Annotated in this window: 27 protein-coding genes and 2 tRNA genes; 6 read left to right on the top strand and 23 right to left on the bottom strand. The window is 65.9% G+C overall.

What is annotated here, in order from left to right:
• Window positions 1-135: 135 nt before the first annotated feature.
• Window positions 136-1,695, top strand: coding sequence for a helix-turn-helix transcriptional regulator (locus G503_RS0107065; protein ID WP_156891959.1), 1,560 nt, complete (start codon window positions 136-138; stop codon window positions 1,693-1,695).
• Window positions 1,696-2,152: 457 nt separating this feature from the next.
• Here G503_RS0107065 and G503_RS14250 read toward each other — a convergent pair whose 3' ends face one another.
• Both G503_RS14250 and G503_RS0107055 read right to left on the bottom strand, forming a co-directional pair.
• Window positions 2,153-3,055: a peptidoglycan-binding domain-containing protein gene (locus G503_RS14250; RefSeq protein WP_028027026.1), complete on the bottom strand. Its 903-nt coding sequence runs from the start codon at window positions 3,053-3,055 to the stop codon at window positions 2,153-2,155.
• Window position 3,056: 1 nt separating this feature from the next.
• The gene (locus G503_RS0107055) at window positions 3,057-4,112 is read right to left on the bottom strand and encodes a polyprenyl synthetase family protein (RefSeq protein WP_028027025.1); all 1,056 of its coding nucleotides are present in this window, start codon (window positions 4,110-4,112) and stop codon (window positions 3,057-3,059) included.
• Window positions 4,113-4,446: 334 nt separating this feature from the next.
• On the opposite strand from G503_RS0107055, the gene G503_RS0107050 reads away from it, so the two are divergent.
• Window positions 4,447-5,259, top strand: a complete 813-nt coding sequence (locus G503_RS0107050; protein WP_156891958.1) for a sortase domain-containing protein — start codon at window positions 4,447-4,449, stop codon at window positions 5,257-5,259.
• 37 nt (window positions 5,260-5,296) lie between these two features.
• Window positions 5,297-5,379 (top strand) — tRNA-Leu (locus G503_RS0107045).
• A 38-nt stretch (window positions 5,380-5,417) separates the two neighbouring features.
• On the opposite strand, the gene G503_RS0107040 is transcribed toward G503_RS0107045, so the two are convergent.
• The 7 genes from G503_RS0107040 to G503_RS0107010 all read right to left on the bottom strand — a co-directional run bounded on the left by G503_RS0107040 (window position 5,418) and on the right by G503_RS0107010 (window position 11,554).
• Window positions 5,418-6,365, bottom strand: a complete 948-nt coding sequence (locus G503_RS0107040; protein WP_035022244.1) for a Ppx/GppA phosphatase family protein — start codon at window positions 6,363-6,365, stop codon at window positions 5,418-5,420.
• A gap of 201 nt (window positions 6,366-6,566) precedes the next feature.
• Window positions 6,567-7,625: an FtsB family cell division protein gene (locus tag G503_RS15635; protein WP_051191027.1), complete on the bottom strand. Its 1,059-nt coding sequence runs from the start codon at window positions 7,623-7,625 to the stop codon at window positions 6,567-6,569.
• A gap of 86 nt (window positions 7,626-7,711) precedes the next feature.
• Window positions 7,712-8,092, bottom strand: coding sequence for a metal-dependent transcriptional regulator (locus G503_RS0107030; RefSeq protein ID WP_028027022.1), 381 nt, complete (start codon window positions 8,090-8,092; stop codon window positions 7,712-7,714).
• A gap of 193 nt (window positions 8,093-8,285) precedes the next feature.
• Entirely contained in the window at window positions 8,286-8,489 is a 204-nt protein-coding gene (locus G503_RS0107025; protein WP_028027021.1) for a hypothetical protein, read from the bottom strand.
• Between the two features lie 30 nt (window positions 8,490-8,519).
• Window positions 8,520-10,856: a ferrous iron transporter B gene (gene feoB / locus G503_RS14240; protein WP_035022242.1), complete on the bottom strand. Its 2,337-nt coding sequence runs from the start codon at window positions 10,854-10,856 to the stop codon at window positions 8,520-8,522.
• Between the two features lie 160 nt (window positions 10,857-11,016).
• Window positions 11,017-11,247 (bottom strand): FeoA family protein, encoded by a 231-nt coding sequence (locus tag G503_RS0107015; RefSeq protein WP_028027020.1) that lies wholly within the window; start codon window positions 11,245-11,247, stop codon window positions 11,017-11,019.
• A 94-nt stretch (window positions 11,248-11,341) separates the two neighbouring features.
• Window positions 11,342-11,554, bottom strand: a complete 213-nt coding sequence (locus tag G503_RS0107010) for a FeoA family protein (protein WP_028027019.1) — start codon at window positions 11,552-11,554, stop codon at window positions 11,342-11,344.
• 290 nt (window positions 11,555-11,844) lie between these two features.
• Here G503_RS0107010 and thrC point away from each other — a divergent pair, with 290 nt between their 5' ends.
• Together thrC and G503_RS0107000 are read left to right on the top strand one after the other, a co-directional pair.
• Entirely contained in the window at window positions 11,845-13,422 is a 1,578-nt protein-coding gene (gene thrC, locus G503_RS0107005) for a threonine synthase (RefSeq protein WP_051191026.1), read from the top strand.
• Between the two features lie 24 nt (window positions 13,423-13,446).
• Window positions 13,447-13,803, top strand: a complete 357-nt coding sequence (locus G503_RS0107000; RefSeq protein WP_028027017.1) for a winged helix-turn-helix domain-containing protein — start codon at window positions 13,447-13,449, stop codon at window positions 13,801-13,803.
• Here G503_RS0107000 and G503_RS0106995 read toward each other — a convergent pair.
• The 14 genes from G503_RS0106995 to G503_RS14200 form a co-directional block, all read right to left on the bottom strand.
• The gene (locus G503_RS0106995) at window positions 13,800-14,132 is read right to left on the bottom strand and encodes a hypothetical protein (RefSeq protein WP_084636374.1); all 333 of its coding nucleotides are present in this window, start codon (window positions 14,130-14,132) and stop codon (window positions 13,800-13,802) included. The genes G503_RS0107000 and G503_RS0106995 overlap by 4 nt on opposite strands.
• 508 nt (window positions 14,133-14,640) lie before the next feature.
• Window positions 14,641-15,174 carry a hypothetical protein gene (locus tag G503_RS15630; RefSeq protein WP_051191025.1) on the bottom strand — a complete coding sequence of 178 codons (534 nt, stop codon included), beginning with the start codon at window positions 15,172-15,174 and terminating at the stop codon, window positions 14,641-14,643.
• Between the two features lie 9 nt (window positions 15,175-15,183).
• Window positions 15,184-15,618: a hypothetical protein gene (locus G503_RS0106985; RefSeq protein ID WP_051191024.1), complete on the bottom strand. Its 435-nt coding sequence runs from the start codon at window positions 15,616-15,618 to the stop codon at window positions 15,184-15,186.
• A gap of 11 nt (window positions 15,619-15,629) precedes the next feature.
• Window positions 15,630-17,726 carry a hypothetical protein gene (locus G503_RS14230; protein ID WP_051191023.1) on the bottom strand — a complete coding sequence of 699 codons (2,097 nt, stop codon included), beginning with the start codon at window positions 17,724-17,726 and terminating at the stop codon, window positions 15,630-15,632.
• Between the two features lie 4 nt (window positions 17,727-17,730).
• Window positions 17,731-18,249, bottom strand: coding sequence for a TadE/TadG family type IV pilus assembly protein (locus G503_RS14225; RefSeq protein WP_035022240.1), 519 nt, complete (start codon window positions 18,247-18,249; stop codon window positions 17,731-17,733).
• 13 nt (window positions 18,250-18,262) lie between these two features.
• Window positions 18,263-18,415: a hypothetical protein gene (locus G503_RS16010; protein ID WP_202095516.1), complete on the bottom strand. Its 153-nt coding sequence runs from the start codon at window positions 18,413-18,415 to the stop codon at window positions 18,263-18,265.
• Window positions 18,416-18,450: 35 nt separating this feature from the next.
• A complete protein-coding gene (locus G503_RS14220) occupies window positions 18,451-18,693 on the bottom strand; it encodes a class III signal peptide-containing protein (RefSeq protein WP_035022238.1) in 243 nt (80 codons plus the stop codon).
• Window positions 18,694-18,723: 30 nt separating this feature from the next.
• Window positions 18,724-19,683, bottom strand: coding sequence for a type II secretion system F family protein (locus G503_RS0106965; protein ID WP_028027013.1), 960 nt, complete (start codon window positions 19,681-19,683; stop codon window positions 18,724-18,726).
• Between the two features lie 5 nt (window positions 19,684-19,688).
• Window positions 19,689-20,663 (bottom strand): type II secretion system F family protein, encoded by a 975-nt coding sequence (locus tag G503_RS0106960; RefSeq protein WP_028027012.1) that lies wholly within the window; start codon window positions 20,661-20,663, stop codon window positions 19,689-19,691.
• On the bottom strand, window positions 20,627-21,958 hold the full coding sequence (locus tag G503_RS0106955) for a CpaF family protein (protein ID WP_028027011.1): 1,332 nt from the start codon (window positions 21,956-21,958) through the stop codon (window positions 20,627-20,629). Before G503_RS0106955 ends, G503_RS0106960 begins: the two co-directional genes overlap by 37 nt.
• Before the next feature lie 13 nt (window positions 21,959-21,971).
• A complete protein-coding gene (locus tag G503_RS14215; RefSeq protein WP_051191021.1) occupies window positions 21,972-23,486 on the bottom strand; it encodes an AAA family ATPase in 1,515 nt (504 codons plus the stop codon).
• On the bottom strand, window positions 23,486-24,289 hold the full coding sequence (cpaB, locus tag G503_RS14210) for a Flp pilus assembly protein CpaB (RefSeq protein ID WP_084636370.1): 804 nt from the start codon (window positions 24,287-24,289) through the stop codon (window positions 23,486-23,488). The genes G503_RS14215 and cpaB overlap by 1 nt, the downstream gene beginning before the upstream one ends.
• Before the next feature lie 224 nt (window positions 24,290-24,513).
• A tRNA-Val gene (locus G503_RS0106940) sits at window positions 24,514-24,588 on the bottom strand.
• 123 nt (window positions 24,589-24,711) lie between these two features.
• Window positions 24,712-25,257 carry a GNAT family N-acetyltransferase gene (locus tag G503_RS14200; protein WP_051191020.1) on the bottom strand — a complete coding sequence of 182 codons (546 nt, stop codon included), beginning with the start codon at window positions 25,255-25,257 and terminating at the stop codon, window positions 24,712-24,714.
• Between the two features lie 93 nt (window positions 25,258-25,350).
• Between G503_RS14200 and G503_RS16005 the strand changes: the two genes are divergently transcribed.
• On the top strand, window positions 25,351-26,046 hold the full coding sequence (locus G503_RS16005; RefSeq protein ID WP_051191019.1) for a pentapeptide repeat-containing protein: 696 nt from the start codon (window positions 25,351-25,353) through the stop codon (window positions 26,044-26,046).
• Window positions 26,047-26,053: the final 7 nt, after the last annotated feature.

The raw sequence follows: 26,053 nt of genomic DNA, 5'->3' as shown, positions 1-26,053 counted from the left end.
CCCATCATGGCAGCGAACGCCGCGGCAAACATCGCCTGAAAGCTGGGTTTTCGCCGTTTTCACCTACAATAGGTGAGGGTGAAACGCACGGGACAGCCCTATCATGGAGCGAGAGAATCACATGAGGGAGGGATATTGGCACACTCATCGGCGCCAGGCGCAGCCCCGGGCGCGCTCTCGCGCTTGGAGGGCGCCCTGAAGCTGCGCTATCTAGGCATCGGCTTCATCTGGGCGTGGATCTACGGATCTTACGAAACCTTCGCCGTATACCCCGAGCGCACAGGTGTCGGCATCAATGCCGACGACTCGTGGATTATCTCGGCCACCGCCGTGGTCGTTACCATGTTTGCCACGGGACTGCTGCTGGGAAGGCGTCCGGCCGCACCCCATCGACAGCTTGTCCTGGCCTCCTCCATTGCCGCTGCCGCAGGCACGGTGCTGTCGGCCTTACCCGCCTTAGGCAGCTACTACGTTCCCGTGCTTTTCGCAAGCGGCCTATTGACCGGCTTTGGCACTGGCGCGCTCTACGTGCTCTGGGGCCAGGCGCTCGCCCGCCTCGACGCCGAGAGCGCAGAGGTGGCCATACCGTCGGCGTCCCTCGTCACATTCGCAGGGGCCCTTGTGCTCCCCTACCTGCCCGGACTTGCCGGCGTGACCGCCACCGCCACGCTTCCGCTCCTGTCGGGACTGCTGCTGTGGCTTACGTACCGGGATCCCGCCGTGATATGGGAGGAGATCGACCCGAGGGACCGCAGCGATGCGCGCCGCGTTTCGGGCGAAAGCACGTGGGATGACCGCAGCGAAGTCGTCAGCGCACTGCTGCCCGCCCCTATTGTTCGCATCTCGGCCCTCGCCTTCCTCTCCTACTTCACCGTGGGATGCTGCGGAGCCCTGCAACAGGGCGCGGACGACCCCTTCACCGTGCTCGGACTCGACCTGCCCACGCTCATCGGCTCTCTCGGCGGCATCGTCCTCATGGCCTGCTTCGTGCTCTTTGCGGCGCGCCCCCGATTCGACTCCCTCTTCCGCCTGATTGCCCCACTCGTCGTCGGCTCGGCAGCCCTCTTGCCCTGGGCCGACCTGTGGGCGGTCTTTCTCTCGGCAACTCTCGTGAGCCTGGCCGACATCATGCTGACCATCGCCACGGTGCTATTCGTAACCGACGCCGCCCGACGCGGGCTGGTGAACGCAGCCGCAGGCGTTGGCATTACCCAGGGCTCTCTGCAACTGGGCGTACTTCTCGGAAATATAACGGGGAGCGCCGCCAGCCCGCTGGCCGCAGCATCACCCACGGGGCTTTTCTCCGTCGCTCTCGGCCTGACGGCGTTCTTCGCCCTGGCGTGGCTTTTGTACCCCGCCGAACGTGACCGGCACGAAGGGGGCGCTCGTCGCGGAACCGCGGCGCCCAAGCCGGTTGGCCCGATCTCCGAGCTCCCCATCGGCTCCACCGCCGAAGCGATCGCCGAGGGCAGCCGGGAAAGCACGCTGGAGACCGCCTGCAATGCCCTGGCCGAGTCCCACGGCCTATCAGGACGCGAACGGGAGATTCTCGGCTATCTGGCCCGCGGCCGCAGCCAACCCTACATTCGCGAGGAGCTGGTGCTCTCTAAGAACGCCGTGGCCACCCATGTGAAGCATATCTACCAGAAGCTGGACGTGCATTCCCGCCAAGAGCTGCTCGACCTGTTCGAATAGACACGCAGGAAAAGGGATGGGACGACGGCTCGCGGCCCGGTGGCGACCGCCCCGCCGCGCTTTACGGGCCCCGCTCACCCCTCCCCGCAGACACCGCTCGCTCGAGGGGAAAGCCGGAACCGTCCCGGGCGCCGCGGCATTCGCCCTCGCAAAAGAGTTATCGACCGGTCGACCGCAATGGCTCGCGCAAAAACCCCGCGAAAGTGGCGCTGATGTGCGAAAAGTAGTCAGCGCGTGATTACTTTTCGCACATCAGCGCCATCGTCTAATTCCCCCACCTGGGAAAATGCCCGCCGAGCACCGCTCGCAGGACCCTCCGACGACTGTGCGCGTTTACTTTTCGTTCATTGGCGCCACTTTCACGCCCTTAAAGACAAAAGCGATCGCATCAACGACCGAGCGCCGTCGCGACACCACCGTCGCGGAGCCCAGCGCCGCGCGGCCGCAAAACCGGCGCTTACCGCTGCAACGCGGAGCAGAGGGCGTCCAGCAGCGTAATGGCATAGTGCTGGGCGGAACGCTCTGGGCCCGCTTCCAGCCACACTTTCCCGGGCAGCAGCACCGACACGCGGGGCCAACGAGCATCGCGAGCGGCATCAACGGCCGAGGTCAGGCGCAGGGCCAGGGTCCCCTCGTCTTCGTAGGACACCAGGGGCACGCCGACTTCCGCATCTTCGGCGGAGAGCACCACATGCACCAGCATCATGGACGCATCGGGGAGAACCGACAGGCTGTCGGCGCTGATGATCTTCGAGGCGGGGTTCGTGGCCACCGACACATTCGACATGCGCGACGCCACCGAACGGGAGAACTCGTCGGTGCCGAACAGGCAGACGGCATTGCGCTCCAGCACATCGGCCGCCCGGGCAAAGCCCAGATGGCGCACGGGGCCGTGGGTAGCCTCCTTCCCCACCCACGAATGGGCGAGGTTGCGCAGGGCGGCGTAGGTATAGGCGCCGGCAATGCCGTCGGAGGGCAGGCCCATGTTCAGCTGGAAGCGGCGCAAGGCATCTTCGGTGTGAGCGCCGAAGATGGCGTCGTCGTCCCCGTAGAAGAACCCGAGCGCGCCTAAAGCATGCTGCAACTCGTACACATCGTGGCCGTGGAAGTAGGGCATGCGCAGATACAGCGTGCGATCGCCCAGGTTGAACGAGGCATCCACCAAGGCCGACCACACCTTCTCGGTCACCTCGTCGGCGGACGGCAGCGAAGCTGTGGCACAGAAGGCGGCCAGGGCTGCGGCGGTCGCGTCGTCGAAAGTGCCCGACACGGCCTCTTCGGGCAGGTGCCCGATGCGGGCGAGGCGCTGCTGCACGTCCTCGACGGCAGCGCCGGAATCGTTGCGCTTGATCGGCTCCATATTACTTCAACCTGTTCACGAACCAGTCGGCCATGGAAACGAGCAGATCGCGATAGGGGGAGGGCTCGATGACCTCCACCAAGCGCGCCTTGGCGTTCTGACTGAGATTCTCGGCGTAGGCACGGGCGTAATCCACCGAACCGGCCTCCTCCATGATGGTCACGGCCTCGGCCAGCACCTCGGGATCGCGCTCCTTCGAAGAGAGGATCTCCACCAGGCGCGCACGGGCGGCGGCCCCGGCGTTCTGCAGGGCATGCACCACCACGAGCGTGCGCTTGCCCTCGGTGATGTCGCTACGGAAGTCCTTCTTCTTGGCTTCATCGGTGCCCACCAGATTCAGCAGGTCATCCTGGATCTGGAAGGCCAGGCCGGTGTCCAGGCCGTAGCTGCGCAGGGCTTCCACCTGCTCCTCGGACGCCCCGGCCACGATGGCCCCCACGGCCAGCGGCACGGCGCCGGAATAGTGGGCCGTCTTGTGGACGGCCATGGTGAGGTAGTCCTCAGGCGTGATGTCGTAGCGCCCGTCGCGGGCCCAGCCCAAATCGAGGGCCTGCCCCTCCACGGTGCGGCAAGTCATGGAGATGAGCTCGCTGATCACGCGCACCTTCGTGGCGTCATCGAGCAGCGGATCGTTCACCACCGGTCCGTTCACCATGGAAAGGGCCAGGTCACCCATGTTGATGGCCAGTCCGAGCCCCTCCGTGAGATGCAGGCAGGGCTCGCCGCGGCGCAGCTCGGCCTCGTCGGCGATGTCATCGTGGATGAGGGCCGCGGAATGGAAGTGCTCGATGGCCGCTGCCGACGTGGTGGCGCGATCGGGGTTGCCGCCGACGGCCAGGCAGGCCGCATAGCAGATGAGCGGGCGGTGGCGCTTGCCGGCGTTCTCGCTGTACTGGTACAGCGGCGCGTACAGATAGCGGTCCATGTCGCCATGGCTGCCCTGGGGGATGTAGCTGTTGATGAGCTCTCCGACCGGATCGGCGAAGCTTTTCAGATAGGATTCGAACGTGGTGGGCGTCTCGTCGACGCCAGCGAGGATGTCTGAGATATTCTTCATAGCGCTTTCTTGCCGTCGGTCGGTCGTGTCAGCATCGAAACATAATACCACGCCCCGGCCCCAACCGCCTCGCCGATCAGTCCACCGACACGAATGTAAGATTGATGGCGCCACCCCACCAGAGCCGCCCGCCGATCAAGGCGTCACCGCCGTAGGCGCCCGCGCAAAGGGGATCGCCTTCCGCCGTCGCTCCTGGGGGTCGTTTCGGGAAGTCGGGGGTAGATTTTTTGACGAGAAGTCGATACAGTAGGGAAGATTGAGAGAGAAAGCCCACGCGAACCGAGCGAGCTTCGGACGAGCGCGGGCATTGGGTTGGAGAAAGGGCACTGCGGCCGTGAGCGCCCCTTACTTGACGATATTCCCGAAACGAGCCCTGGCGACGGGCGTTTTGTGCGCGCTGCTCGGCATGGGGGCAGCGGGGCCGACCCCCGCAGCCGCCTGGGCCGACGAGGCACCTGCGCCGGCCGGAGCGGTCACGCGCGGCGTGTGCGACGCCCTCGACCTTCTGCAGCTGCGCATCGATGCCGAAGGGCAGCTGGTGCTGGACGAGAAGGCCCTGGAGCACGCGCGGCGCACTGACGCGGTGGCCGAGGAGCTGCGCCTGCAGGCCCTCAACAGCAAGGGGCAGGAGTACAGCGCCGCCGCCGGGGCCGCGGCCCAGCAGGCCCGCGAGGCCCAGCAGGCCGCCGAGCAAGCCGCCGCCGAGGCCGCGGCGCGCACGCGCGAGAGCGCGCCTGTCAACGAGACCAGCTCCACCCCGCCGCCTACCTTCACGAACACCCTCTACTTCCATGGCGAGTACGTGCCCTTTGTGCAGGGCAACCCGGCCGACATGACCGCGCCCAAGGCCCGGGTGGCCAGCACCTGGATCGGCGAGGGCGACGTGGACGACGACGAGAACACCTACTTCATCGGGCACAACCCCGGCGTGTTCAGCGGCGTTATGAACCTGCAGGTCGGCGACGAGATCGTGGTCTGGGATAGCACGGGAGCCTCCCGCAGCTATTTCGTCTTCGACACGCTGGTGCTGCCCAACGCGTCGAACTACTTCGCCTACGAGGGGCGCCTCTCGCCGCGGGGCGAGTCCATCACCCTGCAAACTTGCGTGGCAGACGACCAGAATGTCCGCTGCGTCATGGCTCATTAGGCCGCACTTCGTGATATGATGCTCCTGCTGCTTTCGCGGGGGCGTGGCGGAATTGGCATACGCAGCGGACTTAAAATCCGCCTCTTCGGATTGTGGGTTCGAGTCCCACCGCCCCTACCAGCAACAACCCCTCCTGGTTGATAAGCGGACTCACCGCCCTACTGGCTGGCTGCCTCCAGAATCATCCCGTTGAGAATATCCGACTCGCTGACCGTGTAGGCGTCGGCGGCGGCCAGATCCAGCACCTCTTCCAAGATGACCAGCCCCGCCACGATCACGCCGGCACGCTTCGGATCCAGACCCACCGTGGCCTTGCGCTTCTCCAAGGGCAGCGCGGCCAGGGACTCTTCGATAGCCCGCAGCTCGGCGCTTGTGACCACGGCCCTGTGCACACGATTGGAATCGTACACCTCCATGGCCTCGCGCACGGCCACCACACTGGTCGCCGTTCCCGCCACGGCCACCACGCGATCGATGGTGAAACCACGGGCAGCCAGGACTTCGAAATGCGGTGCCATCTCGGCGCGAACCCACGCCCGCGCGGCATCCATCTGCGCCAGGGTGGGCACCTCGTCGGTCAGGAAGCGCTCGGTCACCCGCCGACAGCCCACGTTGAAGGAACGGGACGCCACCGGCGTCTCGCCCCGGCGGCCGGCCACGATCTCCGTCGAACCGCCGCCGATATCCACCACGAGCAGATTCTCTCCGGGAAAGTCGGCCGAGGCCCCCGTGAAGGTGAGCGCCGCCTCGCGCTCGCCGGGAATGACCGCGAGCGTGACACCGCGCTCGGCCAAACGGGCCGTGAACTCATCGGCGTTGGCGGCGTCGCGCGCGGCCGAGGTGGCCATGGCGATCAAGCCGCGCAAGGGGCGCTCGTCGGTGTCGCAGCGATCCAGCGTCCCTCGATAGCGGTCCACCGTCGCGAGCACCCGCTCCATGGCGTCGTCGGCCAGGCGCCCCGAGGCGTCCACTCCCACACCCAAATCGGTGATGGCATATTCCTTGGCCACCTCGCTCACCTGGCCGCCTTCCACGTCGGCCACGAGCAAGCGGCAGGTCACGGTGCCGATATCCAGAGCTGCAAAACGTCCGTCATGGTAGGTCATGGTAATTCCTTTCAAAACGCCGGGCCGAGCGCCGGGGGAAGGTCGTCGACGGGAGCCTTCGCCGGCCGAAACCGCCAGGGAGGGTCGTCGGCGCGGCACCGAGGGGAGGAAGGGACCGATCCGTCGGTGCGGCCCGCGCCCTTTCCGCAACCGCCCGCGCAGCGGCCGCAGCTTCCCGCGCCGTCGCGCGGGTCGGCGAGGCTAGGACACCCCGAACAGGGGGTCGAGCACGCCGGAGTACCAGGTGTCGGGCAGCTCGATGTCCTCGGACAGGATGTTGCCGTAAAACGACGATTCCCTCTCGTGGTTCAGGCCGCTCACGCTAACCGCATGCTCGCCCTCGCTCACCCATCCCAGCTGAGTGCGCGCCATATCCTTTATACCGTCCTCGGTTTGCAGGGCGCTGACCTCCTTGCCGATGGCGCTGTTGCGCTGCATCACGGCCTCGTATTCGGCGGTCAGACGATCGCGCTCGCGGATGTCGACGTAGAGCTGCTGAGCCGGGCCGTACAGAAATGCCACGCCGAAGGCGAGGCAGAGCATGGTGGCCGCGAACCCCATGAAGGGGGCCCGGGTGAAGAAGGGGCCTTTCTCGGCCGAGCCGCGGAACCGGCGCCGACCGCCCGTTGTCGCCGGCGCGGCTTGCTGCTGCATGCGCGACGAACGCTTGTGGGACGAGCCCATCTCGCCCTTGTACACCGCCGCGCGCGGGCCGGCGGCCGAGGTGTCGGGGCCCTTGCCCGCCTCGTACTGACGGAAATAGGCGCGGTCGGCGCGCTCCTTGGTGCGCTCGCGGCGCTTCTCGGCACGGCGGGAGCGGAAGGCGCCGAGAGGGCCGCGCTGACGGGCAGCCATGGCCTCTTCCAGCGCCTCGTCGGAGGCGCCCTCGAAATCATCATCCGCGAAACGAGTCGGGCGGGCGGCTGCGGGGCGGGCGAACACGTCATCGTTGCCGGCGTCGGACGCGAAGCTGTCAGGGCGATACCAGCTCGGCTGGGGGTTGGCCCCGCGACGAGCCGCATCGCGCGCGGACGCGGCGATCGACGACGTGAAGGATTCGCCAGCACGGGAATTGTTGCCGGCGGCACCCCCGCGGCGCGGACGCTGCACCGAGAACGAGGGCAGCTCATCTACCACGGCCGACTGATCCCCGCCGATGAGCACCCGGCCCGCGCTTCCCGATCCGCGGCGAGGCGCGCGCGTACCCGTCGCAGCGCGGCGCGCTGCGTCGAAAGATACGATATTCGCCTGTCGTGACACGGGGTGGAACTTCCTTTCGCTGCCGGGGCTCGTTTCTGGTTCGTGTAGTCAGTCGAAAGCGGATGGGCGGTGGCGCGAGCGCCGTATTATAACTTGAGGCTGCGGACGAATGCCTCCCACTTCTCGAAAGATTCATCGCTGATGGCGTGCTCCATCTGACAGGCCTCATCCTCGGCCACGTCCGCGGGAATGCCCACGGCCTTGGTGAGGAAGTCGAACAGCATCCGATGACGGCCGAGCACCGAGCTGCCGTAGGCGTAACCGGCCTCGGTCAGCGTGATATCGCCGTAATGGGGCTGCACGACCAGAGCCTGCTCCTTCAACGCGGAGATGGCCTTGTTCACCGAGGCCTTGGAAACGCCCAGCTTGTTGGCGACATCCACCGAGCGCACGGCAACATCCGTCGTGCCTCCCAGCATGACGATGGCCTCGAGGTAGTCCTCATGGGACATGGATGTCTTCACCACGGCGATCTCCTTATTGAACAGTTCTGCTCATGGTATCACGGTGCCCCACAAAAAACGAGACTCGGACGCAGAGTTCCGAGCCTCGTTCACATTGTCTTCGTCAACGGTTTGCCGAGCGGTTACCTTGCCAGATCCGGCGCCGTGCTCCCTCCCGTGCCGGCGCCGGCGTCTCGAAGGGGGCGCCGCACAAGAGCTACTTCCCCTTCGCCGCCTCTTCCATGGCCGCGGCCATGGACTCCGCCGCCGAGCAGCCCTCACAGCCGTGGCAGCCGCTCTCACAGTGGTCGCCGCAGTCGCACAGCCCACGATGGGTCATGCGCCGGATGGCGAGCACGGCCAGGGCCGCGATGACGACGAGGATGACGACGGTGGGGAAGTTCAAGCTGAGTTCTTGCATGGCGATTCCTTTGCGAAGGGGTACGAGTCGTTAAGCGTTGTCGACGGCCGCTTCCAACTGGGCCGAGCCCTTCGCCTTGGCAGCCGGGCGCAGCAGCAGGAAGAGCATGCCGGCGGCCACCACGACGGCCAGGGCCGTGAAGGGGCCGAAGGCGACCTCGCCGGTGGCCAGGCCGACGAACTGATAGATCATAAGTCCCACGCACCAGGCGAAGGCGCACATGTAGCCGATAGCGGCCCAGGTCCACTTCGCGGACATCATCTGACGGCGAATGGTGCCGATGGCGGCGAAGCAGGGGGCGCACAGCAGGTTGAAGGCGCAGAAGGCCATGACGGCGGCGCTGCTACCGCCGAGCATGGCGGCAAAGGAGGCCCACAGGCTCGGGTCGGTCTCGCCGATCTCCTCGCCCAGGCTCGTGATGACGCCCACCGTGGCCACGACGTTCTCCTTGGCCACCAGGCCCGTGATGGAGGTAACGGTGGACTCCCAGTTGCCGAAGCCAAGCGGCGCGAAGATCCACGCGAGCAGGTTGCCGAGGCCGGCCATGAGGCTGTACTGGATGTAGTCGTCGAGCTCGGGGTCGAGCAGGCCGAACTGCCCCTCGTACATACCGAAGTTCAGCAGGAACCAGATAACCATCGAGGACAGGAAGATGATGGTACCGGCCTTCACCACATAGCTGCGCACGCGCTCCCACATGGACAAAAGCACGTTCCTCACGGTGGGCAGGTGGTACTGGGGCAGCTCCATGATAAAGGGAGCCACCTCCCCGGCGAAGGCGCGGAACTTTTTCAGGATGATGCAGGACAAGATGATGGCGGCCAGGCCCAGGAAGTAGAACAGCGGGGCGACCCACCAGGTGGTCTCGTAGTCGCCGCCGGCGAGCGCGCCGAAAACGAGCGCGATGATGGGCAGCTTCGCGCCGCAGGGGATCATGGTGGTGGTCATGATGGTCATGCGGCGGTCCTTCTCGTTCTCGATGGTCTTGGTGGCCATGACCGCGGGCACGCCGCAGCCAGAGGCGATGAGCATCGGGATGAAGGACTTACCGGACAGGCCGAAGCGGCGGAAGATACGGTCCATGATGAAGGCCACGCGGGCCATGTACCCACAGCCCTCCAAGAAGCCGAGGAGGATAAACAGCACGATCAGCTGCGGGATGAAGCCGATGACGGCACCCACGCCGGCGATGATGCCGTCGAGCACGAGGGACTGCACCCAGGGTGCGGCGCCGACCGCCTCGAGCCAACCTCCCACCACCACGGGCACGCCCACGTGGTAGAGGCCGTAGGTGGCCGGATCAGGCTCCTCGATCTCGCCGGCCTCGAAGGCGGCAGCGCCCTCGGCGGTTTCCAGGACGCCCTCGAACTCCTCCACGTCGGCCTCGTAGGCCTCGGTGTTGGTGTAGAGCCAGCCGTCGCCGAACAGGCCGTCGTTGGCCCAGTCGGTCACGAGCGTGCCCACGGTGGACACGGAGATGTAGTACACGAGGAACATGATGGCGACGAAGATCGGAATGCCCAGAATACGGTTGGTGACCACGCGGTCGATCTTCTGAGTGGTGGTCATGGCCTTCGGAGACTTCTTCACGCACTCGGTGCACACATCGCCGATGGCATCGTAGCGCTCGTTGGTGATGATGGATTCCGCATCGTCGTCCTCAACGTTCTCAAGTGCCTCGCGCACCGCGGCGATCTTGGACAGATCGCCCGCGGGCAGTCCGAGCTTGTCCACGGTGAGCTGCTCGCCTTCCAGGAGCTTGATGGCGTACCAGCGGGCATAACGGCCGCTGATGCGCGTCTCGGCGATGTCGATCACCTGGGCGAGGGCCTCCTCTACCTTCCGGTCGAAACCGAACTCGGTCGCAGGAGCCGCGCCCTTTTTTGCCTCAGCGACGGCACGCTCCATGAGCACGTCCATGCCGCGGCCCCTGAGAGCGGAGGTCTCTACCACCGGGCAGCCCAGATGGCGCGAGAGCTCGGCCACGTTGATGGAGTCGCCGTTCTTTTCCACGAGGTCCATCATGTTCAGAGCCAGAACCACCGGAATGCCCAGGTCGATGATCTGGCTGGTGAGATACAGGTTGCGCTCCAGGTTGGTAGCATCCACCAGGTTGACGACCACGTCGGGCTTGCCGCTCATGAGGTAATCGCGCGTAACGATCTCCTCGGGGGTGTAGGGCGACAGAGAGTACACGCCGGGCAAGTCGGTGATAACCACCTCTTTGTCGCCGCGGTACTTGCCCTCTTTTTTCTCAACGGTAACGCCGGGCCAGTTTCCCACGTATTGATTGGCGCCGGTCAAATCGTTGAACATGGTCGTCTTGCCGCAATTGGGGTTGCCAGCAAGGGCGATGTTAATAGCCATGATCAGCCTTTCCTTCTCCGAGAGCTGGCGCCGCATCCTTTCCCCGGCGCTCTCCCAAACGCCCGCGGAGCCAAAAAAGTTAGTTTTAGTTAACTATAGGGGAGAAAAAATGCGCCTCCCGCATCGCCCCGCGCACTGCGCTTGCGATGCTTCGGACGCTTTAGGCAACGAGCACGTTTTCCGCCTCGTCTTTGCGCAGCGACAGCTCGAAACCGCGCACCGTCACCTCGATGGGATCGCCCAAGGGCGCCACTTTGCGCACGTACACCTCGGTACCCTTGGTAATGCCCATGTCCATGATGCGCCGCTTGACGGCACCCTCGCCCACGAGACGTCGCACCGTGGCTGATTGGCCCACGGGCACATCGCGCAGGGTCTTGTCCTCTGCCATGTTCTTTCCTTTCTGCGTTCCTCTGGAGTGGCGATGGGGCTATGAGATTGCGACGCGTTCGATCTGGAAAGGCGAACGCACTCGAGAGGTCGTATTAGGCGACGATGATCTTCGAGGCCACGCTTCGGTCGAGGGCCACATTAGCGCCCTTGACTTGAACGATAAAGTTCCCCGCCTGCTCGGAAACGACGGACACCGAGGCACCCTCGACGAACCCGAGGTTCTCGAGATGGTGATGCACTTCGCCTTTTCCGCGCACCCGGACGACTTTGGCCACGTCCCCACAGCGCAAAAACGCCAGGGGCATGGGCTGGCACGACGAACTCGCACTAGTGCTCTGGCGGCAAGCTCCCTCTACAACCGTTGCATGGCTCATAGCGACTCCCATCAATGTTAACTGCATGCAACTTCGCATTGTAACCAAAAGTTAGCTTATGTAAACCCAAAGAGTTAGCTTTTTCATACTTTTCTGCGAATGGTTGGCACATCGCGCGTCCCTTCTCCTTTCCTCCTGCGCACTCGCCCTGTCGGCGGCGAGCGCAGCGGCAACCCATGGTATCCTTGTCCGCAATCGTCATCCTTCAGGAAGGGAGCCCCATGTCCCAGCCCATCGATCGCGCCGGAGCCTTTGGTCAAAACCTCTACCTCGACACACGGGGAACAGGCGGCGAGCCAATCTCGTTCACGAAGGCCGTGGTGAACGGATTGGCCCCGGGCGGCGGACTCTACGTCCCCGAACAGCTGCCCTCCCTCAGCATCGACGACATCGCCGCACTGGCGGAGCTCCCCTACGCTCAGCGTGCCGCCGCCATCTATCGGGCCTTCAACATCGATCTTGCCGACGAGGTCATCGACGAGCTGATGGAGCGCGCCTACGGCAACAACTTCGACACCGAGGCCGTCTGCCCCATCACCTCTCTCGACGAGAGCACGCACATTCTGGAGCTGTGGCATGGACCTACCAGCGCCTTCAAGGATATGGCGTTGCAGTGCCTGCCCCATTTCTTCTCCGCCAGCGCAGAGCATCTGCGCGAACAGGGCAAGCTCGACCACGAGTTCATGATTCTCGTGGCCACGTCGGGCGACACCGGCAAGGCGGCCCTGGAAGGGTTCAAGGGCGTAGACGGCGTCTCTATCGGCGTGCTGTTCCCCGATGGCGGCGTGAGCGACATTCAGCGCAAGCAGATGGTCACCACCACCGGCGACAACGTGTGCGTGTGGGCCGTACGCGGCAACTTCGACGACTGCCAGACCGGCGTGAAGCGCGCCTTCTCCGACGATGTCTTCACCGAGGAGCTCCTTGCCCAACATGCCATCGCCCTTTCCAGCGCAAACTCCATCAACTGGGGACGCCTCCTGCCCCAGGTGGTGTACTACATCTCCAGCTATGCCGAGCTGGTGGCCGCCGGCAAGGTGCAACCCGGCGACGAGATCGACGTTTGCGTGCCCACGGGCAACTTCGGCAACATCCTCGCGGCCTGGTACGCCAAGCAGATCGGCGTGCCCATCGGCATGTTGCTCTGCGCAAGCAACGACAACCGCGTGCTGACCGACTTCATCAACACCGGTACCTACGACATCTCCGATCGCGAGTTCATTCTCACCTCCTCTCCATCCATGGACATCCTCGTGTCCTCCAACCTGGAGCGACAGCTGTTCGAGCTGACGGGGCGCAATGCCGAAGCTATCAGCCAATGGATGGTCGACTTGAACGAGAAGCGCTGCTTCCGCGTGGATGCGGACACCTTTGCCCGGGTGCGCGAGAACTTCAGCGCCGACTCAGTGGACAACGCCACCTGCCTGGCCACGATCAAGGCCGTGTTGGACGAGCACGACTACCTGCTGGACCCGCACACCGCCGTGGCCTACGCCGCTGCCCAGAACCTGCGGGGCAGCAACCCCGTGCTCATCGCCTCTACCGCCCACTGGGCGAAATTCGGCGATAACGTCTACCGTGCGCTCCACGATATGGCCCCTGCCGACCCCCTGCCCACCGACGTGGCCGCCCTGACGGGGTGCCAGCTGAACCAGCGCATCGCCGAGGAGACCGGCAAGCGCGACATTCCCGCAGGACTTGCCAATCTCGATGCCATGGAGGTACGATTTACCGACGTGATCGACAGCAACGTTGAAGCCATCGAGGCGGCAGCGGGGGAATTTCTCAGCCGCTCATAGCGTCTGAGAAGATCGGAGAACGGCATGGGTCAGCTTCAATCGCTCACAGCAGGAGTGCGCCTCACCATTACCAATCCCGCGTCCGAGAGTACCTCGGCCTTCGGCCCTGGTGTCGCCAAGCTCTGCCTCGGCGTGCGCGATCACGGCTCACTCAATGCCTCGGCCAAGGCCATGCGCATGGCCTACAGCAAGGCATGGCGCATCATCAAGGACACCGAGGATTCCCTGGACATCCAGCTGCTGTTGCGCGACGGAGCCCACGGTTCCACCCTCACCGATGAGGGCAATCAGCTCCTCGACGCCTACCTGCGCATTCAAGAGCAACTCGCCGCTGAGGGGCAGCGCTTGTTCGCCGCATGCGTGAGTGAGCCGAGACGCTAGCCGCCGTCATCGCCGTCATCGCCGTCATCGCTTTCCATCGAGCCAGCCCCTCCAGGGGTTGACTCGATCGTTATGCGCAACCGCGTGCCCTGAGGAAGCGCGCTCGAGGCCTCCAACTCGACATTCCAGCCGCTGAGCATCACTGCGCGCACTTCCCGAACGCCTTCCCCAGATCGCCCGGGGTTGGGCGGCGCCTCGGAAGATGAGGGCATCTGCTGGGCAGCACGCTCCCGTTCGGGATCGCTCCCAAAGCGGTACATGCATTCGTAGCAGACATCCATGTCGGCGAACACCAGCGTCTTGCAGGTGGGGCAGCGTTTCAATTCCATAGCGATCTCCTTCGGCTCGTCACCTTCCTTGACGGCACCCGCCTGGGCAGCATTGGCGGCGCCGACTTTCTCGACAGAACGGGCGATGCCATCCCGGACGGACATCCCAACCACCCCGCCGATCTCGACGGCCGAGGCGTTGTCGACGGTCCACCCGCCTTCCCGCGAGGGATGCCCCGAAAGGCGGAGCGCCTCTCGTCTACCTCAATGACGTCTCCCCGCATGAACCACGGGCCCGACTGGGCAAAACGCTCTACCACCGCCACCGCACGGCTGTGGCGCAGGCGCACTCCGGGCAACACGAGGCGATGCACCTCCAGCACCATGCCCTGCGCACCCACGAAGGCCACATCAATCGGATGCCTCATGGTCATGGTGTGCACGTCGCGGCACCGTGGCAGCACTAAAACCGTGCGATCGGGAGGCCGGCGCGCCAAACCGCGCAGGCGCGTGAGCGCGCCGGTCGCCATCACCCAAGTGCCCCCGAAAGGAGCAGGGCCACCATCGATCACGCGGCAGGAACCTGCAGGACGACGCAGGTCTCCTCTCCTACCGCTATGCAACTGAACAAGAGCCACGGGACACGACCCCCTTCCTTAACGGCCGTGAAAGATCCCACGGCCCCACTTTCCACGAGCGTCCAACCGCGCTCCTCGCATTGGTCTCGAATCTGATCGAGCGCGTCGTCCAAATCGCCCGAGACCGAGAAACCCACCACCGACCAATCCTCGTTGGCCCGCAGGTCGCGCACTCCTTCCAAGGAAAGCACCTCCTCGGAAAACCACGGGGGAGCCTCCGAGGCCGTGCGCCGCGCCCCGTCACCGAATGCCGACCCTGCCAGCGCCCGATCAATGGCCGTGGCGGCATCATCCCCCGAAGAGGCGAGAGCCGCATCAGCCACCGCCGCCCCCGAGAACAGCGGGGCCACGTCGGCATCGCCCCCCGAAAGAGCGCGAAAGACCGGCTCGGCAGCCACCACGGCCAAACAGAGTCCAAGTACGCCCAACGCGCGCACCAGCCGCCGTCGCTGCTTATCCACCATATCCTCCCTCTAGAACATGATGCCCGGCTTGTAGGCATCTACCACCAGATCAACCTCGTGCACGAGCGGCGGAAGCGCCACGCCGAAGATCTCGCTGCGCATCCCGAGCCCGAACAGAGTCGGCGCGTACTCGATACGAGCCGTGAACCGTGTCAAACCCGATGCGAACCCCTCGGCACGCACCTGCACTTCCCCCTGCTCTCCCACCTGTCGGGTGAGCGCCTGCTCCACCGCCAGCGCGAGCGAAGCCGTGTCGTCACCGGAGGCCGGCGCTGTCGCCAAAGCACACACAGTCTGGCGCGCCACGCGGTCGAAGGACGCGCAGGTACCGAAGAACGCAAGAGCGTTCACCGCGATGACCGCGACGACGAGGGCCACAGGCAGCACCACCGCCAACTCGACGGTCGCCTGCCCCCGCTCTCCCTGTCTCCCCCGCAGCTTCATGGCACCCCCCCCTACTCCCAGGCCGGCTCACGGCCGAGCCAGCCCGATGCCGAGCGCACCGCATCGACCGCGCGCTCCACCAACCCCTGGGCGCCCTGGACCACCGCAGGCGGCAATGTCAGGGTCAGCGGAAGAGAGAGGCCGACCACAGGCAGCTCGATAACGGCAATTTCGATCTCCAGGGCCGCCAAACGGTCATAGGCATCGCGTTGGATGCGATCGGCCAGCGAGGCAAACACGTCCGCCGAGGTAAGCGAGGCGGCCAGGGCCTGATCGCGCAACGATAGATAGCGCACCGACCACGCCGACCCATCGGCCCGGGCAACCGCCGCCGAGTTCACCAGTACGGGCTTGAGCGGTGCCGTCTCAGCTGGCTGCAACCCCACAGCGGACAGACCCGCCCGCAGAGCGTCGGCCGCCCACGTTCCCAGGCCGGCGGAGCCCGCCAAAGGCAGACTGCCCAATGCCGTCTCAACGGCACTCGCCAGGCCATCCTGCCCCGAACCGTAGACACGCAGCATCCCCGCCCAGCAATCAAGCACGATACGCCCCGCCCCTACGGCCGCTGATCCGTCGGCCCCGAAGCCGTCGAGCACGTCGCCGACAACTGACGCTTCCTCAGTCTCATCGGCTACGAGCGTGGCTGCGCCGATGGCCGCGCGCGTGCCCAGCGTGCTCGGTGTGCTCACAAACGCGCTCTCAAAAAGGTCCCCCGTCGCTGAGCCTGACGAGACAACCAGGGCAATGCACCCATCCGCCCCCGGCGGCCGCGCCTGGATGCGCATCGATCCTGCATCCTGCAAGGCAGCGACCATCTTATCGAGCAGCCCCTGGGCCTTGGTCTTCGCCAGGGCACTCAACGGCTGCGCATCCTCCATGGCGCGCCGATAGTCATCGGCGGCCTGGGCCACGGCGGCGTAGTGGTACTCAAACCCGTTCTCAATGGATGTCGACGCTGCCGCCACGCTGCCCAGCGCAGCCACGGTGAAGTGGCATTCGGGGCACTCGGAGAAGACGCCCTGGTCGAGCGTTTGGGCCGAGCCGTAGTAATCCGTCAGACCCAAGCCGGGGCAACCCTCCCAAGCGTGCATGGTCGGCGCCTCGCCCTCGGTGTCCACGGGATAGGCCGGATCGGTATACAATGTCGTCCCCCGCATCTGGTCGGCATTGCGCGGCAGCAGGGGAAACGACACGGCACCGTTTTCATCGGGCGGCTGGGCGCAGGCCTCGCGCAGCGCGCCGACGGCATAGCGGTAAAAATTCCGCCGCAGCGCCGAGCGCGCCTTCTCCTCCACAGTGGCGTTCTCGGGACGCTCGCCCAGCAGACGTTTGGCGTAATAGGCACGCGCCCGCTCCAACGCCACCGAGAACGACCAGGTATCCACCGATGCGTACCGCGGGTTCTCGGCCGCCCCCAGAGATGCCAGATGATCGGCCCGCTCGTACATGCAGTAGGCTGGCGCGTCGCCGCAGTCGCGACGAAAGCCGCGCTCCTTGGCATCATTCGCTGCGCGAGCCGCCTCTTCGGCACGCGCCGCCGCCTCGGCCAACTCGTCTTGCTGTGCCTCTACCGCCTGCTTGAGATCGGTCTCGGCATCGCTCGCGCCCACCGTGATGGCCTCGCCTTGGGAGGGCAATAGCAACGCCACCCCGTGGTAGCCCTCGCCACCTCCGTCCTCGTTGGCCCGTGCCACGGAAGCGGCGCTCGCCGCAGCCAAAAACGGCAGAGCCTTCTGAAGCTCGTCGAGCAGTGCGGCGGCGCGCTGGGCGAAGGCGTCGCGCGCGTCCAGGACCTTCTGCCCCGCCGATACCAGCTGGCCGCCGATCTCGGCAACGGGAGGCACGCAAAGCGCCACCACGCCCAAACCGTACGCTGTAATGCCGAGCAGAGTCATCGAGAGCACCACCCCGTCGGTCACCCGCACCGCCACCATGAACTCCGCCACCTGGGCTTGGGCCGCCAGGGCGGTCGCGTCGGCCACATCCTGCACATCGGCGGCCAGACGGTTGACCCGGTACACCTGGGCTGCCGAGAACAGCAGCGACAGCGAGACCAGAAGCGCAATGGCCATACCGGCTGTTGTAAAGCCCTCTTCGTCGCGAAGCATCCGCTCAGCCCTCATCGCACCATTCACCCACCTTCTCGTTCGGACTCGTCCCGCCGAGCGACTGCTGAGCCCACGCCGACCGCGTGGGAGTCTCGGCCTCAACCTCCACCTCGATATTGCCGCGCTCGTTCACCAGACCCAATAGCGTCGCCCCCGCACCCAGCAGGGGAAGCGGCTGCACCTCGGTACGCACCACCACGCGCGACCTATCTGCCGCGCCCCCGCCTTCGCAGCGCACTTCCCAGGTGCAGCCCATACTGTGCACATGGAAGTTGTCCTGCTGGGGCACCGCGCCCAACCGCCGCTTCACGAAGGCTCGGCACGCCTCCTCATCGCCCTCGCCGGTGGCGAGCAAGCGGCAGCCCTCCGCAGCAGCGCTGGCCATAACGAGACGGTCGTACAGCACGATGCCCGGCTGCACGAGCAGCAACACCAACAAGAGCAGCACCGGCAGCGCAAAAGCAGCCTCCACCGTTGCCTGGCCCGATTCGTCGTGTCTTTGCTTTGTGCGCCGCCATCTCATGGAATCCTCCTTCCTAATAACTGAACACATCGGCGATCCACCCCGCGGCACCCTGCAAGTGATGGGAAGCCGCCATCAGGGCGTGCTCAACGAACAGCCCCGACGACAATGCCCGCCACAGTGCCGCTCCCGCCACCACCACGCATACGAACGCGGCCGTAACCACAGCGTATTCGACCGTTCCCTGGCCGACCTCATCGCCTATAAGCCGTTGATGCCGGCGGCGATGGCGTCCCACAGTTCTTGCAGCTTGGGACGGAACAAGGTAATCGCGATGATGGCGATCACCACGAGCACGCCGACCAAAATGGCGTACTCGGTGGTACCCTGACCGCGGGCGCAGGACAGCTTCGCGGACAGCCGCGCCCACCCACCCTGGATGCGGCGCAAGACGCCCTTTCGGCCACGGTTGACCAGGCCTTTCGTTGCCGTGTACACGTTCATAGCTTTCTTCCTCTCTCTTCGTTCCTTCCATCAGAAACCTCCCGCTAACTCGAGAAGCACCGGACCCAGTACCAACATCAGCATGGCGGGCAAGATGAGCACACCCGTGGGGATCATCATCTTCACGGGCGCCTTGGCCACCTGCTCCTGTTTGCGCGCCCGATAGGCAGCCCGCGCCTCGCGTGCGGCATCCTCCAAGTTGTCCGCCAACGTGGAACCGAAGCGCAGCGAGCGCACGATGTTCTCCACGACACGACCGAGCAGCGACGAATCGTAGGAGGCCGCCGTGGCCCGTAACGCCTCTTCCCGCGAAGCGAGTCCGCACGCCCATTGCCGAAACGCCGAGCGAAACGACGCGGCCAGCAGCGTTTGGAAATGCTCGGTATACAGCTGCAGACTCCGATCGAAGGACAAGCCGCTACGCATGCCGAGGGCAACCACGTCGAGCATTTCCGAAAGGTCGCGTTCCATAGCCTCGGCGCGGTGTCGTTCGCGCTGGCGAATGGCCCGGGGCAGCGCGCGCCATCCCAGGGCAAGGCCGCCGAGGGCCATGATCAGCCCCAGCTCTCCCGAGACGAGCAATCCCACCGCACCGCCTCCGAGCGCGCCGGCAAGCCCCAACCGCACGCGAGTCTCCCAGAAACCCGCGGACCCCAGCTGTCCTTCCAGCCCCGCGCGAGCCACCGGACCCTCCATCCACGGCCGCGCGCGCAGCGCCTGTGGAGCGAGCGCAAGAAACCGCGGACTGGCGACGCGCTGGTCCACTGTTGTCGCGAAGGCGATCACCCTGCCATCGACCGAGCCCGCACCGCCCTCAGACACCGCAGCCCCCAGCAGCCAGGGCGCGCCTTCCTCTCGCTGCGACCGCAAAGACGCTCGATAGTGCGCTCGCTGACGCGCGGCGCGCCACAGCGTGCCCAGAGCCGCGCCGAAGCCGGCCGCGCCCGCCATCGCACCTCCAAGCAGCACCGGCTGCAGCCACATCTCCATCACCCTCACCCCACTCCCACGTCGAGCATCCGATGCACCAGCATCACGCCGGCCGCCTGCATTACCAGGGCCACCGCCAACAGCGCCAAACCGGCGAAGCTCGCAAAGAAGGGCATCAGAAAGCCAGGGCTCACAAGCGAGAACAGCGCCACGAGCACAAAGGGCATGAACGTCACGATGCGCGCCGAGAGCTGGGCCTGGGCCGTCTGCACTTTGAGCGCCTGGGCGAGCTCGATCTCCCCCTCCACCGATTCCCGCGCGGCATCGAGGACATGGGCCAAACTGCCGCCGCTGGTATGTTGCACATCGAGCGCCACGGCGACGAAGGCGAGCTCGGGCGTGTCGGCGCGCCGTTTGAACAGCGCCAGCGCCTCGGTTGCCGTGCCACCCGTTTCCAGGATGCGCGCTGCGGAGAGAAATACCTCGCCCAACGGCCCCTTCAGCTCGCTGCCCGTCTGGCGCAGCGTCTGCATCAGCGACAGACCGGCACGGAAGCACACGCCCAACGACCGCAGAGCATCGGGAATCTCATCGCGCATCGCGCCAGTGCGCCGCTGGGCCTCGCCCTTGCCGGAGCCGCCCAAACCTACGATCAGGCAACCCGATGCCGCGATCCCGAATACCGGCGAGGCGGCCGCGATCCAACCGGCAGCCACGCACAGCGCGCAGGCAGCAATCAGACAGGACAGCAACGCGTCTGCCGAAGCTGCCACCCCGCGCGACTCGGCCACGAATACCAGGGCGCGCCCATAGCGCTCTACGGGCGACCAGCGCAACAGCCGACGCGCCGCCGGCATCAGACACTTCACGCCCTTGCGCAAACGCCACGACGCCCATGAGACCGTCGACTCACCCGGAGCCAGGGCCCTCTGGCGGCGGCGCTGACGCTCGCGCCGGTCATAGCAGATGCCACCCGCCAAAACCCCCAGGGCCGCAGCACTCGCTAAGCCGACAGCCGCATATCCAAGGATCGCACCCATGACCTCACCTCCTTCTTCTCTGCCAGGGCCGCGGCGGCCAAGTCGTCCACCCAAGACGGGTACTCCAACCAGGCGCCCGTGCGACTGCGCAGTGGACGCCGATACAGCGTGGACAGAGTGCAGCGCCGCCGATCGTAGTCGAAGCCCATGGCGGCGATCTCCGACACGCACCGCTCGCCTCCTGGGCAACGGGCCGTCTGGATCACTAGATCGAAGGCATTGCCAATCTGGGCCTCGATGGCATCGAGCGGCAGATCGACGGCATAGCGCACCATAGTCACCAGGCGATCCACGGCCTCGCGCGGCGAATTGGCATGCAAGGTGGTCAGCGACCCATCGTGACCCGTGTTCATGGCCTGCAGCATGTCGATGGCCTCGTCGGATCGGCACTCGCCCACGATGATGCGATCGGGCCTCATGCGCAGGGCATTCACCACTAATTCTCGAATCGTCACCTCGCCGACGCCCTCGGCGTTGCGACCGCGAGCCTCCAAACGCACCACATGGGGATGCTCGTCGAACTTCAGCTCGGCCGCATCCTCAATGGTGATCACGCGCTCGTCGGGGGAAATGTGACCGGACAGCGCATTCAGCAGCGTGGTCTTGCCGCTGCCCGTGCCGCCCGACACCGCAATGGACTTCCGCGCCTTCACCGCCCACACGAGGAACTGCTCCACCGTCGCGTCGAACGAGTTGCGCTCGCGCAACTCGGCCAGCGACATCACCCGCCGCGTGAAAGAGCGGATGGTCAGATGGGGCCCGTCGATAGCGAGCGGCGGGATGATCGCATGCACGCGGTGCCCCTGGGGCAGACGGGCGCTCACCAGCGGAGACGATTCGTCGATGCGGCGGCCGAGCGGCCCTAAGATCCGATCGATCAGCGCCCGAACCTGGTCATCGCTCTCGAAGCGCACATCCACGGCGCGCAGTCGCCCCTCGCGCTCGATGAACACGCTGCGCGTACCGTTCACCATGATCTCGGTTACCGCCTCGTCGCGAATGAGCTCATCGAGCGGACCGAGCCCGAACACCGTGGCGAGCAGGCCCTCAACGAGTTCCTTGAACACCGAGGACTCAAGGCTGCGCCACGGTTCCTGAGTGTGCAAAAACCGACAGGCGGCGCGAATCTCGTTGCGCGCTCGCTCGGGATTCTTGTCCATGATGAGCGCCACGCGATCCAGGGGCACAATGGTGCCCACCGCTGCGCGCAAGGCCTCGATGCCCATCCGCTCCCGCTCGGCGTCATGGTGGCTCTGGGCCTGCTCGACCGCTTGCACTCGTTCTAGCAAAGACATATCGAACCCCTTTCTAGCCGGCTACGCCGCTGAGCGCCGTGCGCTTGGCCTCTTTACGGCCCCGCCGACGACCGCCCGGCTCGCCACGGCCCCGACGGCGACTCCCGTCGCGGGGGGCGGCCATGCGCAGGCCCCGCTGAGTGGCCGCGCGCAGCGCCGATCCTTCGGAAAGCGCCCCACGCCCGGACGAGGGCATGATCTCGTCCAACAAGCGATCGATGCTCGCGCAGAGCGGATTGCGGGACGCCACCAGCACCTCCGCCATGCCCGCACCCAAGAGCTCCTCCACTTCGCGACCGCCCTCGGACAGCTCGGCCACGTGGGCACCGTGCAGAGCGCTCGACACATCGATGGACGTGAAGGGCGCCTGGCGACTGCAGCGATTGACAGCGAGCAGAAACGAACTCGTAGCCACGCCGCAACGCAAGCACAAATCCAGCGCATGGCGACACGCCCGCACCGACGACGCTCGCTGATCGACCAAAAACAGCGAGGTCACGCTACGCTCCAGCAGCATCAGCCGCTGCTCGTCCCATCCTGCACCCGTGTTCACAGCCACGAAGTCGAATTGAGCCAGCAACTCGTCGATCACCTCGCCTAGGGAGGCGGCCACCACCTCGGCGGCCTCGAGACGTCGGGGCGCCTCGATAAGCACCAGCGGCTCATCGCGCACCGCAGAAAGCGCTGACGCATCCCGAGTCACCTCCTCCACTGGGACGCGCGCACAGTCGCCCGTCAATTCGCCCAGGTCGCCGAACTGCAGATCGGCGTCGAGCAGTGCCGTGCGCAGCCCGCGCCGACACGCTAAGTGAGCCGCCAACGTGGCCACCGTGCTCTTGCCCGCACCCCCGCTGCCGCTGACAACAGTGAAGAGGAATCCCCCGTGAACGCCCTCTGCCGATGACGTCCCATTCGCGATCCGGGAAGAAGTCCCGAGTGGCGTGGGAGCGGCCACCGCGCGCCCTCGCAGCGAAGGTTCCCCATGACCCGAAGGCGCGGCCGTCGTGGCCGCCGACACCGCGAGGGCCCCCGCAGAGGACGCGCCGGCGCCGATCCCTGGCGGGTCGGCTGGAACCGCGACCTTCGCCGAAGGCGCCTCCTCCCCACCGGGCACCCCTCCCCCAGAGCGCGCCGTCTCCGCCTCAGGCCGCTCCTCGCTCGGGGCCATCCCGCCTTCCCCCTGGAGCAGCGCCGCGAAATCCTGCACCGAACGTATGCCATCGAGAGCGGCGGCGTGCATGCGCGAGCGCACCGAGCCGGTGGCCTCACCGTGCACGAGGTACACCTTTTTCGCCGGATCATCGGCCTTGCAAGCGGCAGCCAGATTGATGGCCCCCACCTCATCGCCCGACGTCACCCACACCTCTTCCACCCCCGTTGCCTCCGACAGCGCAGAACGCGTTTCGGGGGCCGAGGGCATGACCACAAGCCACGGGGGCAGCGATCGAGCCACGTCCGTCGTCGGGGAAAGAAGCGCCCCGAAACTGCTCTCGGCGCCAACGCACACCGCTATCCGCGCCTTCGCCATCACAAGATCACCGCCTCGGCAGAATCCGTCGGCGCAGGCGATCCCTCGCCAGCAGCCTCGGTCGCCGAGGGCGGACCGTCACCGTCGGCTACGCCAGCCTCGCCGGCATCTGCACCCTCAATGTCATCAGCTCCGCCCTCTTCACCTTCCCCGGCATCTGCGGCCTCCGAGGCGGCAGCGGGCGGTAAGGTGAAGTACAGCTCCAGATTCTGGGCAGCAGCCACCACCTCCTGCACCTGGTCGGGCTCCACGGCCAGGGTGAGCCAAGCCGCCTGAGCGGACGCGCCCTCGTTCGCCGCGCTGGATGCCAGCACGAGCGCACCGGCGACCAGCCGCGTCGTCGATGCGGGGCCGGTGGCGTACACGTCCACCACCATGCCCGCCTCAACCAGTCCGCCCACCGCCTGCACAGCGCGGGCGGGCACGCTGATGGCGGCCATGCCCTCGGGCACGCTGAGCTCGGATTCGCTGATCTCGGTGCGCTGGGCGCAGATCACCTCGCCCCGATAGATGGCCGAGCCCACACGCTGACCCACAATGCGGGCAGGGTCGGTCACGGCCCCATCGGGCAGCAGGTCGGCCACCCACAGCTTCGTGGCGACAGCCCCGCTTTCCACCACCTCGCCCGCCGCAATATCGCGACTGGCGACGCAGACCTCGATCTGATCTCCCCCGTAGCGAGCCAGAGCTTCGGCCCGGGCGGCATCTGCCTCGCCCTTCACCCCCACGAGATAGAGCCCCACGCAGGCGGCGCAGCACAGACCGCACAGCGCCGAGACCAGCACGCGCTTGTTGACCTTCATCGCATCTCCCTTTCAATTGGAAACGCGATCATTGTGCCCGATGGGAACCGTCAAACTGTCTCGGGAACCGCCGCAGGAAAACCGTCCCGGCACCGTCGAACGGCCTCGCAAAAACCGTCTCCGCGCCGTCCCGAAACCGCTCGAAAACCGTCCCGCCGCCGTCCGCCAACCGCAAAACCCCACGCACAAAAAGAGCCTCCCGGTAGGAGGCTCTCGCATTCTCATGGTGGTCGCGGAGGGATTTGAACCCCCGACCTTGTGCTTGTAAGGCACCTGCGCTCCCGCTGCGCCACGCGACCGAGTCCGCGCGAAGCATTCGCGCGAGACGGTATTGTGCCACAAATCCTCCGTCGCGGCAAACACGACCCTTCGAACAGCGCCAAGCCCCCGCCAGCGGACACGGCCCGATGCCCCGCGCCGCCCTACCGCACGGCCCGCTCGTACATCACAAAGCGGGGCGCCTCGGTATCGATATAGGTGCCATAAGTCAGATGAACCGGCCCGAAGCGCGTAAAGCCCAGACGCTCGTAGGTGCGCTGGGCGCCGTAGTTGTCCACGAGCGTATCCAACCTGAGCGCCTTCAGCCCCCGCTCACGAGCTGCCTGCTCGGCGGCGTCCATCAGATGCCGGGCAAGCCCCCGGCCGCGAAAGTCGGGGTGCACGGCGAGCAGGTGCACCACGCCGTATTCCCCCGCGACCGCCTCGACGCGCCAGGGCACTTCCCCATAGCCGGGCGCGCCCTCTCGGTCCAGAATGAAGGCCGCGGCCAATCGCCGCCCCGCGCGGGCCACGAACAGCTCGCCGGCCTCGGCGGCGCGGGTCAGCTGCCCGCGCGAGGGATGCTCGCCGATGATCCACTGCGGATCGTTGTCGGTTCCCGCCACCGACTCCTGCACGGCCGCGTACAGCGCCAGCAGCTCATCGGCCTCGCCGGCCGCCCCCGGTCCTATCTCCAGCATCTCGTCCATAATGCGCCCTTCCCCGTTGGTTTCTGGTATTGTACTCCCATCGCCCGCAGCCAGCTGCGCGAACACGCGGCACCGCCTCGCGAAAGGAATCCCATGGCCATCCTCGCCGATCCCGTTCAAACCGCCTACGACCGCGCGACCACCGGCCGCGCATTGGCGCTGCCCACCATCCCCGACGAGCTGCGCGCCCTGGAAGCCGACGACCTCATCGGCGCCGCCGAGCGCACCCTGGAGGCCATCGATGCCCGCGACCTGTGCATCGCCGACGAGAATTTCTCGGAACTGGAAGCGACCGGCGCGCGCTTCGCCAACTGCTTCCTTTCGTGCTGCGACTTCACCGGATCGCTCTTCACCGACACGGTGTTCGAGAACTGCGATTTCGCCAATACCTACTTCGACCAGGCTGGATTCAAGCGCTGCACCTTCAAGAACTGCAAGCTCACCGGCGCCTCGTTCATGGAAGCCGCCCTGGAGCACGTGTCCATGGAGGACTGCACCCTGGCCTACGGGGCCTTCAACCGCTGCCGCTGGTGGGCCCTCCAGGCGCAGCGCTGCGATTTCTCCGGAGCCGACATGGCCGAGATGGACCTGCACTACATTACCTTGGACGACGGTCGCTTTATCGGCACGAGCTTCTTTCGCACCCCGCTGCTCGGCCTGGACTTCACCACCTGCCAGCTGGAAGGGGTAACGCTATCCGACACCATGGCCGAGATCTACGGCACGAAAATGAATCTCTATCAGGCAGCGGCCCTCGCACGGCGCCTCGGCGTTATCGTCGCGGAGTAGCCGTCCG

Source organism: Adlercreutzia mucosicola DSM 19490, assembly GCF_000422625.1.
Taxonomy (GTDB): Bacteria; Actinomycetota; Coriobacteriia; order Coriobacteriales; family Eggerthellaceae; genus Adlercreutzia; species Adlercreutzia mucosicola.
The sequence above is the reverse complement of the archived record's forward strand: the minus strand, read 5'-3'. Positions and strand labels throughout refer to the sequence as shown.